The following is a 15,813-nucleotide window of genomic DNA, read 5'->3' as shown; positions in this document are numbered from 1 at the left end:
CGCTGCGGACGCGACGTTGGCCGTCCGGGCGCGCGACGGCGACGTCCACGCCTACGAGGTCATCGCCCGTCGTCACGGACCGCTGATGCGGGTGTACGCCGCGCGCCTGCTGGGCTCCGACCTCGAGTCGGACGACGTGGTGCAGGACGCGTTCCTCACCGCCTGGCGGCGCCTGGCCGACCTCGACGACCCGTCCCGGGTCCGCAACTGGCTGATGCGCATCGTCAGCAACAAGGCGGTCGACCGTCTGCGGGTCCGGCGCGACCACGACGACGTCGACCGGCTCGAGGTGTCGGCCCCACGACACGAGACGCCCGAACGCGTGGTCGAGGCCCGGCTGCAGCTCGACGCCATGTGGTCGGCGCTCGACAAGCTCCCCCTCGACCAGCGACGGTGTTGGCTGTTGCGAGAGACCGCCGACTACTCGTACGCGGACATCGCCGAGGCCCTCGACCTGCCCGTCTCGACGGTCCGGGGCAAGATCGCGCGGGCACGAGCGTTCCTGATCACCGAGATGGAGGCGTGGCGATGAGCATCGACGACCATTCCCCCCTCGACGTGCCCGAGACCGACGACACGGTCGACGGCATCCCGGTCGACCGCCTCGTCGACTACCTCGACGCCGGGCGCACGCCCCGCGACCCGGCCATCGAGGGGTCCGCCGCCTGCCGGCTGTACCTGCAGTCGCTGGCCCGGGTGCACGAGCTGTCCCGCGCCTCCCTCGAGGACCGGGCCACGCGCGAGCCCGACCGCGACGGCGCCTGGATCGACGGCCTCCTCGACTCGATCCGACGTGAGGTCGTGGGCGGTCGCGAGATCCCGGTGACGCACCCCGACCCCGCGGTGCGGCTGAGCGTCACCGAGGCCGCGGCACGCGGACTGGTGCGACGGGCGGGCGACGCACAGCCCGGCGTCGTGCTCGGTTCGACGGCCTTCGAGGGCGACCTGACGACGGCGGGGGCCGACGTGGTCGTCCGGGTGACGGCCGCGGCCCGGTACGGACTCGACCTCGGCGCCGTCGCGGACGAGCTGCGCAGCCGCATCACCGAGACGTTGACCCGGCACACCGGGCTGACCGTCACGAGGGTCGACGTGCTCGTCGACGACGTCTTCGTGGCGAGGGAGGACGACCGATGAGCGACGATGCGCTCTCCCGTGACCTGACCGAGGCGCTGCGTGGCGTCGGGGGCGTCGTGGACGTGTTCGACGCGCATCCGATCGTCGAGGGAGCGGTGCGGGTCGTCGCGGCCGGACTCGACCTCGCGGGCTCGACCGGCCTCGTCGAGATCTCGCGGGCACCCGGGTCGGTGTCCGTCACCGCCCACGTGGCGACCGCGCTGGACTCCCCGACGCCCGAGACGCTGGCCCGAGCGGCCGACGCGCTGCGTGGACGCCTGGCCGCCTCCGGCCTCGCGGGCGACGAGGTCGTGGTGTCGGTCTCGGCCCGCCTGGTCGACGCGCCCCGCTGACCGACGGACGACGAGGAGGCGCGGTGCCGGTCCGACCGACACCGCGCCTCCTGCGCGTCACAGCTTTCTCGCGAGCTGCTGCGTGTGTTGCGTGTGCTGCTACTTGATGGCGGCGCGGATCTCGGCGGCGGCACCGGCGACGTCGTCGGCCGAGTAGATCGCGGCACCGGCGACGGCGACGTCGGCTCCGGCGTCCTGGACCGAGCCGACGGTGGCGGCCTTGACGCCACCGGCGACCGAGAACGGCACACCCGACGCCTTGCCGGCCTCGAGCAGCTTCTCGAACGTGAAGCCCTCTTCGGCCTGCTCGTCGAGCCCGGCGTGCATCTCGACGAACTCGGCACCGAGCGCGACGACCTCCTTGGCGCGGGCGGCCTTGTCGCCGACGCCGATGAGGTCGACGACGATGCCCTTGCCGTGGGCCTTGGCGGCCTTGACGGCACCGGCGATGGTGCTGTCACCGGCGACGCCGAGCACGGTCACCAGGTCGGCGCCGGCCTTGAACGCCTCGCCCGCCTCGAGCTCGCCGGCGTCCATCGTCTTGAGGTCGGCGAAGACGATCTTGTCGGGGTGCGCCTCTTTGATGGCGGTGATGGCACGGAAGCCCTCGGCCTTGATGAGGGGCGTGCCGAGCTCGATGATGTCGACGCTCGGCGCGGCGGCGGCGGCCAGCTCGAGGGCGGCGTCGGTGGTCAGGGTGTCCATGGCGAACTGCAGCTTCATGTGGTGCTCCTCGTGGGGGCGACGGGGCCCGATCGGGCCTCTGGGTACGTCGTCGATCCCGTTGCCTTCGATCCTGGTCCGACGATGCTGTGAGGGCAGCCCCTCGACGGGGGCGTCCCACCCACCCGTTCGGGTAGGGACGGTGGCGACGGGTAGGTGGACGCCTAGGGTGGGCCCATGAGTCGCACCCTGCACGACGGCCCCACCCGAACCGGTTCCGACACCCTCGCCCGGACGTTGGCGTCCGAGCACGCGCGGGCGACCGCCGACCTGGTCGACCGGCACGCGATGACCCTCGAGTCCGTGCTGGCCGCCCTGCGCTCGCGACGCCTCGACGACCGAGCGGCGCGGGCCGAGGCCATCGACGTCGCCGCGAGTGCCCTGGTCGCCCTGCGGACCGGTTCCGACCGCGACCGGGGCACGACGCTCGAGCCGGTCGTCGGGGCCTTCGCGCGCCTCCGGTCGGACCTGCGTCCGCTCGTGCGCTTCGGCGACCTGGACGTCCAGTTCGTCGAGCCGCCGGCGACGGGCCGGGCCCTGCCGGGTGACGTGGCGCACGTGGCCCGAGCCGTCGTCCGGAACGCCGTGCTCACCTTCGTGGACGCGGGCGACGCTCGTCGGGTGCGCATCCAGTGGGACTGCGACGGCCTCAACCTGTTGATCGCGATCCGGGACGACGGCGCGGGCGAGCTGACGGCGCACGACGACGCCCTGCGGCCGATCACCGAGCAGGTCTCGGGGGTCGGGGGCGAGCTGACGGTGGCGTCGACGGTGGGGTGGGGTTCGGAGTTGACGGTGCGTCTGCCGCTCGACCCGCCGCCGTCGAACGAGCCGTGGGAGTTGGTCGCCGCCCTGAGCGAGCGGGAACGCGAGGTCCTGCACCGTGTCGCCGCGGGAGACCGGAACCGCGACATCGCGTCGGCGCTCGGCATCAGCGACAACACCGTGAAGTTCCACGTCTCGAACCTGTTGCGCAAGCTCGGGGCCCGCAGCCGCACCGAGCTCGCCGCCCTGACGTCGTCCCCCTGACCCGGAGCCCCGGCTCCGCCCTCTCGGCCCCCTGCGGCCGGTCGAGTGGGCAGAAAACGTCCTCCATCTCGCCGGGAGGGACATCTTCTGCCCACTCGACGGCCGGGCGGGGCCGGACGGGTGCGGCGCGAAGCGCCAAGCCTCGCCCTCGCGTGACGTCAAGTGGTCCAGAAACGTCCTTCGGCCCGCCACGAGCGACGTTTCGCGACCACTCGACCACGGAACGCTCGACGTGGGACGGGTGAGGCGCGAAGCGCCAAGCCTCGTCCCGTGCAAGTTCGCGCCGAAGGCGCGCGCCGCCGGAGGCGGCCAGACAAGCACCCAAGACGAGAAAAGCCCCTGCCGTGTAGGGCAGGGGCTTTCGAGTCGTGTGCGCCTGGAGGGACTCGAACCCCCAACCTTCTGATCCGTAGTCAGATGCTCTATCCGTTGAGCTACAGGCGCATTTCTCTGGCCGATTGGCCAGAGGAAACACTACACGAGGGAGGCGCGGGGCGCGAATCGAGCCGACCCGCGCCTCCTCGGGTCGTGTCAGTAGGTGTGTTTGCCTTCGCCGTCGCCCTTGTAGTCGCCGATCAGCTCGTCGACCTGGCTGGCCTCGGCCTGGCCGGGCTTGCGGGTGGGGACGGCGTCGTCGGCCGGTCCGTCGTCGAGCGTGCGGGAGCCGGTGCCGCCGTCGGGGTGGTTCTCGCTGGTGATCTCGACGGGGCGGTCGTCCCGCTCGCCGACGGTGTGGTCGCCGTGACCCTCGCCGCTGCTGTTGCCGCTGCGCTCGAGTTCGGTCTCGTCGGTGCCGTGCGGGTCGTCCGGGGTCTTCGTCATCGGGTTCCTCCTGCGAGCCGGGCCGTCCGGCGCTCGTGCTCCGAGCATGCGCCGCGGGCTCGACCTCCGCCCGCGACACCCACCACACTCACGGCTCGACCGGTCGAACCGCTCGTCGCCGCACGGTCCGACAGCACGAACGGACAGCGCGAGCCTCGGCCCGATTCGACAACCCACAACGACTCTTGCGCAACACCTCTTGCGCACCTAGGGTCGACCCCATGACCCCGCGTGAGACATCCCGCAGCACCCTCACCGACGCCGCCTCGATGCGCGTGCTCGCCCACCCGACGCGGTTGCGCCTCCTCGGTCTGCTGCGCGAACGCGGCGCGCAGACGGCCGCCCAGCTCAGCGACGCCGTCGACGAGGCCCCGGGGACGATCAGCTACCACCTGTCGAAACTCGCCTCGATCGACCTCATCGGCCCGGCCGAGCCGCAGACCACCGACCGTCGTGAACGCTGGTGGCAGGCCACCGCCCAGCTCACTAGTTGGGAGCCCGCCGAGCTGCTCGACGACCCCGACCGCCTCGTCGCGTCGTCCGCCCTCGAGAAGTCGATCGGCCAGGCCTACGCCGCGCGCTTCGGCGAGTACGTCGACGCGATGCCCACCCTGCCCCGCGAGAGGGTCGCGGCCGGGGCGAGCGGCGACCGCAGCCTGCGCCTCACGGCGACAGAACTGGCCGCACTCCGCCGCGACCTCGAGGCCCTCGTCGACCGCTGGCTCGACGCCAGCGCCGCCCACGACCCGGCGGCCGACGACGGCGCCGAGTCGGTCGTCCTCGTCTACCAGGCCTACCGCCGCCCCTGAGGCCCGTCATGAGCGAGAGCAGACGAACCGAGGAGGCGCGGGTCACCGACAGCGCCCCTCACCTCGGCCGCACCGACCGGCCCCGCAGCGGGCGCCCTGGCCGCCCCGGGCGCCCCGCCCGCGTCGCGCTGTCGTCCCTGGTCGCGGCCCACGCGATCTCGCAGACCGGCAACGTCGTGACGGCGTTCGCCGTGCCCTTCTACGTCCTGGGTCTCGGCGGGTCGGGGGCCGAGGTCGGGCTCGCGGCGGCCTTCGCGACGGCCCCGGTGATCATCGGCGGACCGCTCGGCGGCGTCGTCGTCGACCGGGTCGGGCCCCGGAGGGCCGCGATCGTCGCCGACCTGGTGAGCGGCACCTCCGTCCTCGCGATGCCCGTGCTCGCCCTCACCGTCGGGCTGCCGTTCTGGGCCCTGCTCGCCCTCGTCTTCGTCGGCGGACTGCTCGACAGCCCCGGGCAGGTGGCACGCCGGGTGATGCTGCCCGGGCTGACCGAACGGGCCGGGGTGCGCATCGAACGCAGCGTGGGGCTGATCGACGGGTCCGAGCGCTTCGCCAAGCTCATCGGGGCCTCGATCGCGGGGCTGCTCGTCGCCGCCGTCGGGCCGGTCGCGTCCCTCTTCGTCAACGCCGCCACCTTCGCCGTCTCGGCCGCGCTGACCTGGGCGCTCGTCCCCGCGCCCGATCCGGTACGTACCGGATCACCCGGCTCCATCACCGCTGCTCCCCCGCCCGACGATCCGGTACGTACCGGATCACCGAATCCGAGAGACGACCACCCGGCCACCACCGCGGCACCGACCGACGGCGCCACCGCCACCGACCACCCGACCGACGCGTCCGAGCCGACCCGCGCCTCCTACCGGGCCGACCTCGCCGAGGGCGCCCGGTTCGTCGTCCGCGATCCCCTGATGCGGCTGATCGTGGCGCTCGTGCTGGTCACGAACCTGCTCGACGCCGCCCGCGGGTCGACCCTGCTGCCCCTCTACGCGAACGACCGACTGGGAGGCGCGGCCGCCCTGGGACTGCTCGTCGCCACCATGGGCGGCTGCGCCCTCGCCGGCAACGTCGCCTTCGGCTTCGTCACCCACCGGGTGCCGCGCCGTGTCACCTTCGTCGTCTGCTTCACCCTCGCCGGTGGGCCGTCGAGCCTGGCGTTCGCCCTCGGGGCCCCACTCCCGGTGCTGGTCGCCGCGACGGCGCTCTCGGGACTGGCCGCCGGCGCTCTCAATCCGATCCTCGGCACGGTGCAGCTCGAGCGCACCCCCGAACGCCTGCGCGGACGGGTCTTCGGGCTGGTCACCGCCGGAGCCTGGGCCGGCATCCCGATCGGCGCCCTGCTCGGTGGGGTCGCCGCCGACACGATCGGACTGGCGGTCGCGTTCGGCATCGTCGCCGTCGTCTACACGACCGTCACGCTCGCACCCCTCACCGGTGGCGCCCGGCGACTGATGGAGCGACGACGTCCGCACGGCGGCCGATCCCCTGCACCCCCGCTGTGAGTCCCGTCGGCCACGGCGCATCGGCAGGTCGGACCGAGCCGGTTTCCAGGCGACGTGTAGTTAGCTCATCCGGTGACTGCTCACCCCACCCTCTCGACGGCCCCGACCGTCCGTCGACGGGCCACGGGTCGCTGGGTGGTCGCGTCGTCGGCGTCGCTCGTCGTGCTGGCGGGCGTGTACACGATCGCCGTCCTCACCGAGGCGGGCCAGTCGATCGAAGACAGCATCCTCCGCTCGGTCGACGGCACCACCCTGCTGCAGTCCGGGGTCGCGCTCGACGCCATCTCTCCCCCGGCCGTGCTGCTGGTCGTCGCCCTCACGATGGTGGTCGCCTTCCTCCGCCGCCGGCCCAGCTCGGCCGTCCAGGCGGGCGTGCTGATCGTCGGCGCCACGGTCACCACGCAGCTGCTCAAGCAGCTCGCGCCCCGTCCCGAGCTGACCGGCGAGCTCTACGGCAACAGCTTTCCCAGCGGGCACGTCACCGTCGCCGTCGCCGCCGTCCTGGCGATCATGACCACCTTCGGTCGGCACGCCCGGCCGCTGTTCTACATGATCGGCGCGGCCTTCGCGGCCGTCGTCGCCGAGCAGACCGTCGCCTTCGGCTGGCACCGTTGCAGCGACGTCGTCGGCGCCTGCGCCGTGGCCCTGCTCTGGCTCGGCATCGTGCGCATCGGGGCCGCCCGCCTCTCGCGCGACCCTCGCGGCCGCGACGACGTCGGCCCGCGGTCGCACGGCGCCACCTCGGTGGTGCTCGGCCTCGCGCTGGTCGTCTGCCTCACCCTGTCCGGTGCGATCTGGAGCATCGGCATCGGCTCCGACATGAGCCTCACGACGTCGACCGGTCAAGGCGTGCTGATGGGCGCCCGCCTGGCTGCAGCCGGTGTCGTGCTCGTCACGTGCTGGATCGCGTGGAAGCTCGACCGCAAGGCCTGACGCCTCGACCCGCCCGAACGGCTCAGCCCGCGGCGCCCGTCCCGAACAGCAGCCCGAGCAGGTACGTCACGGCGGCCGCCCCGAACCCGATGCCGAGCTGGCGCAGGGCCCGTTTGACCGGGCTCGCCCCCGACAGCAGCCCGACCACGGCGCCGGTGCCGAGCAGGGCGACGCCGACCAGGGCGGACGCCACGACGACGGCCGCGAGCCCGGACAGCCCGAACAGGTAGGGCAGCACGGCGATGACGGCCCCGGACGCGAAGAAGCAGAAGCTCGAGGCGGCAGCGCCGAAGGCCGTGCCGAGGGTCTCGTGGGTGGCGGGTTCGTCACCCGAGCGCGCCTCCTGGTCCGGGGCGTCCGCCCAGCCGGCCGTGGCGGCGCCCGGCGCGGCCCCCGCAGGAGGCGCGCTCGGCGACGAGGCACCTCGCCCCGCGCCCGCGAGCACCTGCCGCGCGTGGGCCTCGGCCTCGTCCGGCGACATGCCCCGCGCCCGGTAGACGAGCGCCAGCTCGTTCGCGTCGACGTCGAGGTCGGGCAGCACCTGCCGCGCCGTCGGATCGGGGGTGGAGGCGTCGAGCAGCTCGCGCTGCGACCGCACCGAGACGTACTCGCCCGCTCCCATCGACAGGGCGCCCGCGAGCAGGCCCGAGAGCCCGGTGAGCAGCACGACGTGGTTCGCGACACCGGACGCGCTGATGCCGAGCACGAGCGCCAGGTTGCTGACGAGCCCGTCGTTCGCCCCGAACACCGCCGCACGGAACGACCCCGACAGGCGGTTGCGACCCCGCTCGGCGAGGCCGCGCACGACCTCGCCGTGGATGCGCTCGTCGGCGGCCATCGCGTCGGTGGCGTCGGCGTCGGTCGCGTAGGGCGATCGCGCCTCGGCGCTCTGCACCAGCGCGAGGACGAAGATCGAGCCGAAGCGCCGGGCGAGCACCCCGAGCACGCGGGTGCGCAGGTCGGTGCGGGCCGGGCGTCCGATGTCGTCGCCGAGCAGGTCGACCCAGTGCTGCGCGTGACGGCCCTCGGCGTCGGCCAGGGCGAGCAGGATCGCACGCTCCTCGCCGTCGCGGCGGCGGGCGAGGTCGCGGTAGGTCGACTCCTCGGCGCGTTCGTCGGCGAGGTAGCGCCGCCAGCGGCGCAGGTCGGCCGGGGCGCGGGTGCTGGTGGGCATGGGGACAGTATCGTCCGGCACACGCGACGGACGCGAGACGGCAGGCGCCGGGAGAACGCGACGGGGTCGGGCCGACCGGCCGCGCGGGTACGGTCGAGCGGTGACCCCGCCCGACGCCGCGACACCGACCGCGCCCCGCTACCTCGGCGTCGACCTCGCCTGGCGCGACTCGACGCCCGAGCGTCCCGCGAACGAGACCGGCCTGGCCGTGATCGACGCCGACGGCACGGTGCTCGACGCCGGTTGGGCCCGCGGGGTCGACGAGGTCGAGGCCTGGGTCCTGCACTGGTCGACGCCCGGTTCCGTCGTCGCGATCGACGCCCCCGTGCTCGTGCCCAACGCCACGGGCATGCGGGCGAGCGAACGACTCGTGGCGCGCGCCTACGGTCGCTGGCACGTCTCGGCCAACGCGAGCAGCGCCTCCTTGCCCTGGCTCGGCGGGCGCACCCTCGGCGAGCGCCTCGAGCGTGCCGGCGGCGTGTACGACGACGGCGTGCTGCCCGTGCCGGTCGAGGCGGTCGGGCACTTCGAGTGCTACCCGTACACGACGCTGGTCGGGATGAGCGAGCTCGGCTACGACGACAAGCGCCCCCGCTACAAGCGGCCCGACCTCACCCTGCCGAAGGAGGCGCGGCGCGAGGCTCGCGCGGCGGCCTGCGACGAGCTGCTGCGTCGGTTGGCGGGGCTGGCCGGGGCCGAGGTGCCGGTGCGTCTCGACTCGCACCCCGTGTCGGCGGCACTGCTCGACGAGCCGTCGCCGCTCGTCGACCGGGCCTACAAGCACCGCGAGGACCTGCTCGACGCCCTGGTCTGCGCCTGGACGGCGGCGCTCCGCGCCCGCACTTCCGAGCGCATGCAGGTGCTCGGCGTCGACACCGAGCCGGACGACCGCGGGAGGCGCGCGACGCTGATCTCACCGGCTCGCCCCGAGCAGCGACTCGGCCCCGCGCCCGTGGCGAGGGTCGGCTGAGACGCGACCCGCGCCTCCCGACGTGACGCCCTCGGGGCGCGACCCGGCGCGCTGACGCGACCCGCGCCTCCTGACCTGACGCCCTCGGGGCGCGACCCGGCGGGGTGACGCGACCCGCGCCTCCTGCACCCGCCTCGTTCCGCCCGTGTGGCAGGGTGGCGACATGCCCGCACGACCCGTGACCGTCCGCCGCACGACCGCCGACGACTGGCAGCACGTCCGCGACCTGCGCCTCGCGATGCTCGCGGACACCCCGATCGCCTACGGCGAGACGCTGCCCGTCGCCCGTCGTCACGCCGAGGCCGAATGGCGGATGCGCGCGGCCCGGGGCGAGGCCGAGCACGGCACCTCGCTGGTCGCGATCGACGACGAGACGGGCGACTGGGTCGGCGCCATGGGCGGCTTCCTCCAGGCACCGGGGCAGCCCCTGCTGGTCGGCGTGTACGTCGCCCCGACCCATCGGGGACGCTCGGCCGGCGTCACCGACCTGCTGCTCGACGGTGTCGAGGCCTGGGCCGCGACCGAGGGCGACGCCCTGCGGCTGCACGTCCACGAACAGAACGAGCGGGCCATCGCGTTCTACCGCCGACGCGGGTACGAGCCGACCGGCCACACCAACGCCTACGCCCTCGACCCCACGGCGCAGGAGCTCGAGATGCTCGCGCCGCTGCGCTGACCGCCGCGCCGGACCGGTGGCGAGCACGCACGACGTCTTCCTCGAGGGTCCGCACGACGAGTCGCGGCACCTCGTCGAGCAGACCCTGATCGATCACGGCTTCACCCTCTCGCTCGCGCCCGACGGCAGCACCCGGGCCGTTCGGGGCACGCTGGCGTCCACCCTCGCGTTGCGCGCCTTCGCCGGGCGGGCGCAGTTGCTGACCCTCGACGTGCAGTGGTTCGTCGACGACCGGGGACGGCTCGTGGCGCGGGTCGTGCACGAGGCGGCCCTGTCGGTGCTGGGCGGGCCGATCGGTGTCGTGCGGGCGCAGCGGGTCGTGGCGGAGGTGGTCCGGGCGCTCGAGGCGGTCGCCGCCGGACGCGGGGCGCCGTGACGGCAGGACCGGCCGTGCGGTCGGCCGTGCGGTCGGTCGCGGGTCAGGTCGTGCGCTCGGCCGTGGATCACCCGTCCTGTCCCCCGAAACACGCGTCCCGTCGCCCGTCCCTGTGAGGAGCGTCCACGTCTGAACCGGACCAAATCGTGCGGCCTAGCGTTCGACGAGATGGAGGGCGCAAGCCTTGCATCGGTGTCGTCCGGACCGTGGGTCCCTGCCCGTGAAGCTCTCCCTGCGGCCCGGCGGCGTCACGGAGAGGATGCCGGGCCCGACGGACCCGCCGTCCTCTTCGTGACGCCCGATGCCGATGTCGATGCAGCTGCAGACGCTGTGTGCCCTCGGTGGCCCCCGTCCGCTCGGTTCGGCGGCTGCCTGCCTGGTTCGGTCCGCGTCAGCCCGCGACGCCGTCGACGTAGAGCCACCGTCGGTCGTCCCTCACGAACCGACTGACCTCGTGCTGTGACCCGGCCCCCTCGGCGTCACGGAAGTGCGCCTCGAACTCGACCGTCCCCTCGGCGTCGAACGGCCCGCCCGCCTGCGTCCGCACGACGTCGAGCCGGAACCACCGCGTGGCCGGGTCGACCTCGAGCGTCGCCGGGCGCGTCGTCGGGTGCCAGGTCTCGAGCAGGTAGGAGGCGCGAGCGAGCGCGAACGCCGAGTACCGCGAGCGCATCAACCGTTCCGCGGTCGGGGCGGGCGTGCTGCCCCGGTGCAGCGGTCCGCAGCAAGAACCGTAGGTCTCCCCGCTGAGGCAGGGGCAGCGGGCCGAGTCGTCCAGGTCGCGGCCGTCGAGGGGAGCAGCAGGAGGCATCGTGCAATTCTCCGGCACGTCCCGACGCCTTGACACCCCCGCCTCCCTCGTCCCCCTCCCTCGTCCCCACCCGCCCCGCCCTCCTCCGTCGGCAACTCCTCCCCCGTCCCGCCACCCCGCCCTGCCCTCCCCCGTCGGCAACTCCTTCCCCGTCCCGCCACCCCGCCCTGCCCTCCCCCGTCGGCAACTCCTGCCTCGTGTCACAGACCGCCCGCGCCAGGCCCGCCCCGACAACCCGACGTTGCACCACCCCGGAATTGCCGACACCAGCCGGCTCTCGCCCGGCTCTCGCCCCGCTCCGCCGCACCCCAACCCACACCCGCACCCGGCGCACCTCCCCGTCGGCAACTCCGGCCCCGTGTAGCCGCCCGCCCGCGCCACGCCCATCCCCGCAGCCCCGACGCTGCACCACCCCGGAATCGCCGACACCAGCCGCCCCGCGCCCCGCCCCGCTCCGCCGCACCCCACCCGCACCCGCACCCGTCTACCCGTCGGCAACTCCTGCCTCACGTCACCGCCCACCCGCACCAAGCCCACCCCCGCACCCCCGCCGCAGCACCGACCCGGAAGTGCCGACACCGGCCACGCACGGCGGTCCGAGGTACACCGTCGGCGGGCGCCGGGCGCGCCGAGTCGGCTCCCCAGTCCGGGTCGCACCCCAAGGGGCCGCCCCCGCACTGGGCGTCGCCCCGGGCGCCTCGACCTGCCACGGTGATGAGGTGACGATCTCGCCGACCTCCGCCTCGCACCCCGTCCACGAGCAAGAGCTCGTGTTCGCCCACGTGCGTGCGGTCCTGGGCGCGGCGGAGGCCAGCCCCGTGCTTCCCCGGCTGTCCCGTCGCAAGACCGCGCGTGCCCTGGCGTCGGCCGGCTTCTGCAACCTGACCGGCGAACCCGTCCGGGCGTCCGCCCTGAAGCAGGACGGGACGCAGTTCTTCGACCGCTCCGAGACCGTCCTGGTCGAGTCGCTCACCAGGGGTCGGCGCTTCTACGGCCTGTTCGTCGAACCGACTTCGCCGACCCACGAGGACTGGGCGACGATCACCGACATGTTCGCCGAGCTGGGGCGCCGCGTGCACGGCCGCCTCGCCCCCGCCGACCAGTTCCGCGGCTGAGCCCGCCCGCCACATCCGGGGTCGCACCATCCGGGGTCGCACCATCGATGTGCTGTCGAACCACCCATCTGCGTGGTTCGATGCCCCATCCGTGGTTCGACTCGACCGCCCGAGCCGCCCGAGCCGCCCGAGCACCGTGCCGCTGCCACCCCGCACCCGGTAGCGTCGCGGCATGCACGCCATGCCGCCCGGAGCCCTCCGCATCGTCCACCTCAGCGACGCCCACCTGCTCGCCGACGGAGCCCTGCACCAGGGTGTCGTCGACACGGCCGAAGCCCTCGACCTCGTGCTGGCGGAGGCCGCGCGGGTCGAGGGGGTGCGACTGCTGGTGGGGTCGGGTGACCTGTCGGACGACGGGACCCGCGCCTCCTACCGGCACCTGCGCGATCGCACCGACGCCTGGGCCCGCGCGGCCGGCGCCGAGGTGGTGCTCGTGCCGGGCAACCACGACGTGCGCGAGGGCTTCGCCGAGGTGCTCGGCGGCGACCCGGCCCGACCACTCGACCTCGTGCGCGACGTCGACGGGTGGCGGGTGATCGGGCTCGACACGTCCGTGCCCGGGGCCGGCTACGGCCTGCTGCGATCCGAGCAGCTCACCTGGCTCCGCGACGAGCTCGCGACGCCCGCCGGGCGCGGCACCGTGCTCGTGCTGCACCACCCGCCGGTCGCGGCGCCGACCACCCTGCACGAGTCGCTCGCCCTGCAGGACCCGGAGGCGCTGGCTGCGGTCCTCGAGGGATCCGACGTCCGCGTCGTCCTCGCCGGGCACTACCACCACCACGTCGTCGGCCACCTGGCGGGCGTGCCCGTGGTGGTCGCGCCCGGGGTGGCCAACGACACGGACGTGCTGGCCGCCGTCGGCACCGAACGGGCCGTGCGCGGCTCGGGGTTCGCCGTGGTCGAGGTGTCGGCCGACGGGTCGGTGCGCTCGACCCCGGTGCCCGTGCGCGACCCGCGCGACGGCGACGAGGTGTTCGCGCTCGACGAGGCCGCCGTCGCCCGCATCTCCGCCGAGGCCGGCCCTCCCCCCGCCGCCTGACCCGGGCCGGACCCGCGCCCAGGGGCCGCGCGTAGGCTCGGAGCAGGCCTGCCGCCCACCCGGGGCCGGCGAGAGGCCGATCGTCGAGTCGTGAAAGTGAGACCCCCATGCGCGTGGTCGTCGTCGGAGCCACGGGCAACCTGGGCACCGCCCTGCTCACCCGCCTGCAGGCCGAACCCGAGGTGACGTCGCTCGTCGGCGTCGCCCGCCGGGGTCCGCGCATGGCAACGCCTCCCTACGGCGAGGTCACCTGGTTCCCGATCGACGTCGGGGCCGACGACTCGCCCGTTGCCCTCGAGCACGCGTTCGCGGGGGCCGACGCGGTCGTGCACCTCGGCTGGGCCCTCCAGCCGAGCCACCGTAAGGCCGTGATGTACCGGACGAACGTCCTCGGCACCTCGCACGTCCTCGACGCCGCTGCCCGGGCCGGTGTGCCGCACGTGCTCGTCGCTTCGTCGGTCGGCGCCTACTCGCGGGGCCCCAAGGGCCGCCGGGTCGACGAGACCTACAAGACCAAGGGCGTCCGCCGCTCGAGCTACTCGAAGCACAAGTCGATCAACGAGCGCGTCATGGACGCCTTCGCCGAGCAGCACCCCGAGGTCACGCTGACCCGCATGCGCCCGGGTCTCGTGTTCCAGGCCGCCGCCGCGAGCGAGATCATCGGCCTCTTCGCCGGCCGCTGGGTGCCCACCCGCTGGATGCAGCGCGTGCGCCCCCCGTTCCTCCCGCTCGCCCCGCGCTTCGTGTCCCAGGTCGTGCACGCGAGCGACGTCGCGGACGCGTTCTGGCGGGCGATCGACCGCCGTGCCGGTGGGGCGTTCAACCTCGCCGCCGAGCCCGTGGTCGACCCCGACCGCATCGCCCGGGCGTTCGGCTCCCGCCTGCTGCCCGTGCCCTACCGCCTGCTGCGCGCCGTCGTGCAGCTCACCTGGTTGGCCCGTCTGCAGCCGACCGAACCGGGCTGGCTCGACATCGCGGCCAAGATCCCGGTCATGTCGACCGAGAAGGCCCGCACCGTGCTCGGCTGGGCGCCCCGTCACACCTCGGACGAGACCCTGCGCGAGTTCGCCCACGCACTCGCCCAGCGCACGAACCACGAGGGGTCGCACCCGCTGCACGGCTGATCCCCTGCCGTCGGTAAGACCGGCAGAGTCCGTACGGCTCGCACGGCCAGCCCGGTCCGCACGGCTCGCCCGGTCCGCCCGGCCAGCCCGGTCCGCCCGCCCCCTACGGCAGCGTCAGCTCGAGCAGTCCGTCGTCCCGCACGATCACCGACACGCCCTCGTACCCGGTGACGCGCGGCAGCCCGTCGGCGGCCGGCCCGTCGTGGTCCCCGACCACGACGACCGAGGCTCCGGAGGCGCGGGCGGCCTCGAGCCCCGCCGCGGCGTCCTCGAAGACGACGACCTCACCGGGCTCGACCCCGAGCAGCTCGGCAGCCAGCAGATAACCGTCCGGGGCGGGTTTGCCCACCGCCACCTGCTCGGACGCCAGGACGACGGCCGGCCAGGGCACCCCCGCCTCGGCCATCCGTGACCGCGCCAACTCGTGGTTCGCGCTCGTGACCAGGGCCACCCGGTCGCCCGGCAGGCCCGCCAGGAAGGCGGCCGCACCCGGGATCTCGACGGTCCCGTCCCTCGTTCCGGCCTCGACGGCCTGCAATCCGTCGGTCAGCGCGCGTGCCTCGACCTCGGACGACCCGGGCAGGAACCGCGTGACGGTGTCGTGGGTCTGCCGTCCGTGCGCGAACGCCAGCAGCTCGACGACGTCGAGCTCGTGTTCGGCGGCGAAGTCGCCCCAGATGCGTTCGACGACAGCCGTCGAGTCGACGAGCGTGCCGTCCATGTCGAACACGATCGCGCGGCAGGTGAGGGTCGTCATGTCGTCAGTCTGCCCCGGCGCACATGCGGCACGCACCCCCACGGCGTACCGTGCCCGCATGCACGAAGACGAGCACGAGACCCAGACCGGCACCACCCCGCGCGACGCGTCGTCGACCACGGGCGGCGTCGGCTACGCCGGAACCGCCGACTCCGCGCCGGACCGTCGCGACGCCGACGACCCGACGGCCGACTTCCCGCGCAGCGAGGCGACCACCGCCGAGATGCAGCGATCGGCCGTCGAGGACTCCCCCGCCGTCGACGAGGACACCGACCTGGACGCCGTCCAGGCCCTGCCCGGTGAGGGCGGGCCGGACGACGGCGGCGACATCGAGGTGGACCCCGACGACCTCAACCTCTCGGGCGACTCGATCCCCGGGCACCCCAAGCCCGGCGAGCCCGATCCCGCCGGCGACTCCACGGGTGACGGCGCCGCCCCGTCGCACCCGAAGCCGGGGCCGCCCAAGCCCCGAGGCTGACGCCTCCCG

At 74.2% G+C, this 15,813-nt stretch carries 19 protein-coding genes and 1 tRNA gene; 14 read left to right on the top strand and 6 right to left on the bottom strand.

Annotation, left to right across the window (positions count from 1 at the left end; genetic code table 11):
• The first annotated feature begins 16 nt into the window (after nt 1-16).
• Genes BIV04_RS08330 through BIV04_RS08320 form a run of 3 tightly spaced genes read left to right on the top strand, consistent with a single transcriptional unit; the run spans nt 17 to nt 1,469 of the window.
• Nucleotides 17-532: an RNA polymerase sigma factor gene (locus BIV04_RS08330; RefSeq protein ID WP_143048620.1), complete on the top strand. Its 516-nt coding sequence runs from the start codon at nt 17-19 to the stop codon at nt 530-532.
• Nucleotides 529-1,137 carry an Asp23/Gls24 family envelope stress response protein gene (locus BIV04_RS08325; protein WP_071255825.1) on the top strand — a complete coding sequence of 203 codons (609 nt, stop codon included), beginning with the start codon at nt 529-531 and terminating at the stop codon, nt 1,135-1,137. Before BIV04_RS08330 ends, BIV04_RS08325 begins: the two co-directional genes overlap by 4 nt.
• The gene (locus BIV04_RS08320; protein WP_071255747.1) at nt 1,134-1,469 is read left to right on the top strand and encodes a hypothetical protein; all 336 of its coding nucleotides are present in this window, start codon (nt 1,134-1,136) and stop codon (nt 1,467-1,469) included. The genes BIV04_RS08325 and BIV04_RS08320 overlap by 4 nt, the downstream gene beginning before the upstream one ends.
• Before the next feature lie 99 nt (nt 1,470-1,568).
• Here BIV04_RS08320 and hxlA read toward each other — a convergent pair whose 3' ends face one another.
• Entirely contained in the window at nt 1,569-2,192 is a 624-nt protein-coding gene (gene hxlA / locus BIV04_RS08315; RefSeq protein WP_043597635.1) for a 3-hexulose-6-phosphate synthase, read from the bottom strand.
• A 177-nt stretch (nt 2,193-2,369) separates the two neighbouring features.
• Between hxlA and BIV04_RS08310 the strand changes: the two genes are divergently transcribed.
• Nucleotides 2,370-3,221, top strand: coding sequence for a LuxR C-terminal-related transcriptional regulator (locus tag BIV04_RS08310; protein ID WP_071255746.1), 852 nt, complete (start codon nt 2,370-2,372; stop codon nt 3,219-3,221).
• A 371-nt stretch (nt 3,222-3,592) separates the two neighbouring features.
• On the opposite strand, the gene BIV04_RS08305 is transcribed toward BIV04_RS08310, so the two are convergent.
• Both BIV04_RS08305 and BIV04_RS08300 read right to left on the bottom strand, forming a co-directional pair.
• Nucleotides 3,593-3,665: transfer RNA gene (locus tag BIV04_RS08305), tRNA-Arg, on the bottom strand.
• A gap of 87 nt (nt 3,666-3,752) precedes the next feature.
• Complete coding sequence (locus BIV04_RS08300; protein WP_071255745.1) at nt 3,753-4,043, bottom strand: hypothetical protein; 291 nt, start codon at nt 4,041-4,043, stop codon at nt 3,753-3,755.
• A gap of 221 nt (nt 4,044-4,264) precedes the next feature.
• Here BIV04_RS08300 and BIV04_RS08295 point away from each other — a divergent pair, with 221 nt between their 5' ends.
• The 3 genes from BIV04_RS08295 to BIV04_RS08285 all read left to right on the top strand — a co-directional run bounded on the left by BIV04_RS08295 (nt 4,265) and on the right by BIV04_RS08285 (nt 7,284).
• Nucleotides 4,265-4,852, top strand: coding sequence for a helix-turn-helix domain-containing protein (locus BIV04_RS08295; RefSeq protein ID WP_071255743.1), 588 nt, complete (start codon nt 4,265-4,267; stop codon nt 4,850-4,852).
• An 8-nt stretch (nt 4,853-4,860) separates the two neighbouring features.
• A complete protein-coding gene (locus tag BIV04_RS08290) occupies nt 4,861-6,351 on the top strand; it encodes an MFS transporter (protein WP_083396286.1) in 1,491 nt (496 codons plus the stop codon).
• Nucleotides 6,352-6,423: 72 nt separating this feature from the next.
• Nucleotides 6,424-7,284, top strand: a complete 861-nt coding sequence (locus BIV04_RS08285) for a phosphatase PAP2 family protein (RefSeq protein WP_143048619.1) — start codon at nt 6,424-6,426, stop codon at nt 7,282-7,284.
• Between the two features lie 22 nt (nt 7,285-7,306).
• Here BIV04_RS08285 and BIV04_RS08280 read toward each other — a convergent pair whose 3' ends face one another.
• Entirely contained in the window at nt 7,307-8,458 is a 1,152-nt protein-coding gene (locus tag BIV04_RS08280; RefSeq protein WP_071255740.1) for a VIT1/CCC1 transporter family protein, read from the bottom strand.
• A gap of 100 nt (nt 8,459-8,558) precedes the next feature.
• On the opposite strand from BIV04_RS08280, the gene BIV04_RS08275 reads away from it, so the two are divergent.
• The 3 genes from BIV04_RS08275 (at nt 8,559) to BIV04_RS08265 (ending at nt 10,480) form a co-directional block, all read left to right on the top strand.
• On the top strand, nt 8,559-9,428 hold the full coding sequence (locus tag BIV04_RS08275) for a DUF429 domain-containing protein (protein ID WP_071255738.1): 870 nt from the start codon (nt 8,559-8,561) through the stop codon (nt 9,426-9,428).
• 163 nt (nt 9,429-9,591) lie between these two features.
• The gene (locus tag BIV04_RS08270; RefSeq protein ID WP_071255823.1) at nt 9,592-10,104 is read left to right on the top strand and encodes a GNAT family N-acetyltransferase; all 513 of its coding nucleotides are present in this window, start codon (nt 9,592-9,594) and stop codon (nt 10,102-10,104) included.
• A gap of 16 nt (nt 10,105-10,120) precedes the next feature.
• Nucleotides 10,121-10,480: a hypothetical protein gene (locus tag BIV04_RS08265; protein ID WP_071255736.1), complete on the top strand. Its 360-nt coding sequence runs from the start codon at nt 10,121-10,123 to the stop codon at nt 10,478-10,480.
• 391 nt (nt 10,481-10,871) lie between these two features.
• Here BIV04_RS08265 and BIV04_RS08260 read toward each other — a convergent pair whose 3' ends face one another.
• The gene (locus BIV04_RS08260) at nt 10,872-11,291 is read right to left on the bottom strand and encodes a YchJ family protein (protein ID WP_071255733.1); all 420 of its coding nucleotides are present in this window, start codon (nt 11,289-11,291) and stop codon (nt 10,872-10,874) included.
• A gap of 719 nt (nt 11,292-12,010) precedes the next feature.
• Between BIV04_RS08260 and BIV04_RS08255 the strand changes: the two genes are divergently transcribed.
• The 3 genes from BIV04_RS08255 (at nt 12,011) to BIV04_RS08245 (ending at nt 14,569) form a co-directional block, all read left to right on the top strand.
• Nucleotides 12,011-12,406, top strand: coding sequence for a hypothetical protein (locus BIV04_RS08255; RefSeq protein ID WP_071255731.1), 396 nt, complete (start codon nt 12,011-12,013; stop codon nt 12,404-12,406).
• A gap of 172 nt (nt 12,407-12,578) precedes the next feature.
• The gene (locus tag BIV04_RS08250; RefSeq protein ID WP_071255730.1) at nt 12,579-13,445 is read left to right on the top strand and encodes a metallophosphoesterase; all 867 of its coding nucleotides are present in this window, start codon (nt 12,579-12,581) and stop codon (nt 13,443-13,445) included.
• Nucleotides 13,446-13,552: 107 nt separating this feature from the next.
• A complete protein-coding gene (locus BIV04_RS08245) occupies nt 13,553-14,569 on the top strand; it encodes an NAD-dependent epimerase/dehydratase family protein (RefSeq protein ID WP_071255728.1) in 1,017 nt (338 codons plus the stop codon).
• Nucleotides 14,570-14,672: 103 nt separating this feature from the next.
• On the opposite strand, the gene BIV04_RS08240 is transcribed toward BIV04_RS08245, so the two are convergent.
• Nucleotides 14,673-15,326, bottom strand: coding sequence for an HAD-IA family hydrolase (locus BIV04_RS08240; RefSeq protein ID WP_071255727.1), 654 nt, complete (start codon nt 15,324-15,326; stop codon nt 14,673-14,675).
• A gap of 58 nt (nt 15,327-15,384) precedes the next feature.
• Here BIV04_RS08240 and BIV04_RS08235 point away from each other — a divergent pair, with 58 nt between their 5' ends.
• Nucleotides 15,385-15,804, top strand: coding sequence for a hypothetical protein (locus BIV04_RS08235; protein ID WP_071255726.1), 420 nt, complete (start codon nt 15,385-15,387; stop codon nt 15,802-15,804).
• Nucleotides 15,805-15,813 lie beyond the last annotated feature (9 nt).

It is taken from the genome of Frigoribacterium sp. MCBA15_019 (assembly GCF_001864945.1).
Taxonomy (GTDB): Bacteria; Actinomycetota; Actinomycetes; order Actinomycetales; family Microbacteriaceae; genus Frigoribacterium.
The sequence above is the reverse complement of the archived record's forward strand: the minus strand, read 5'-3'. Positions and strand labels throughout refer to the sequence as shown.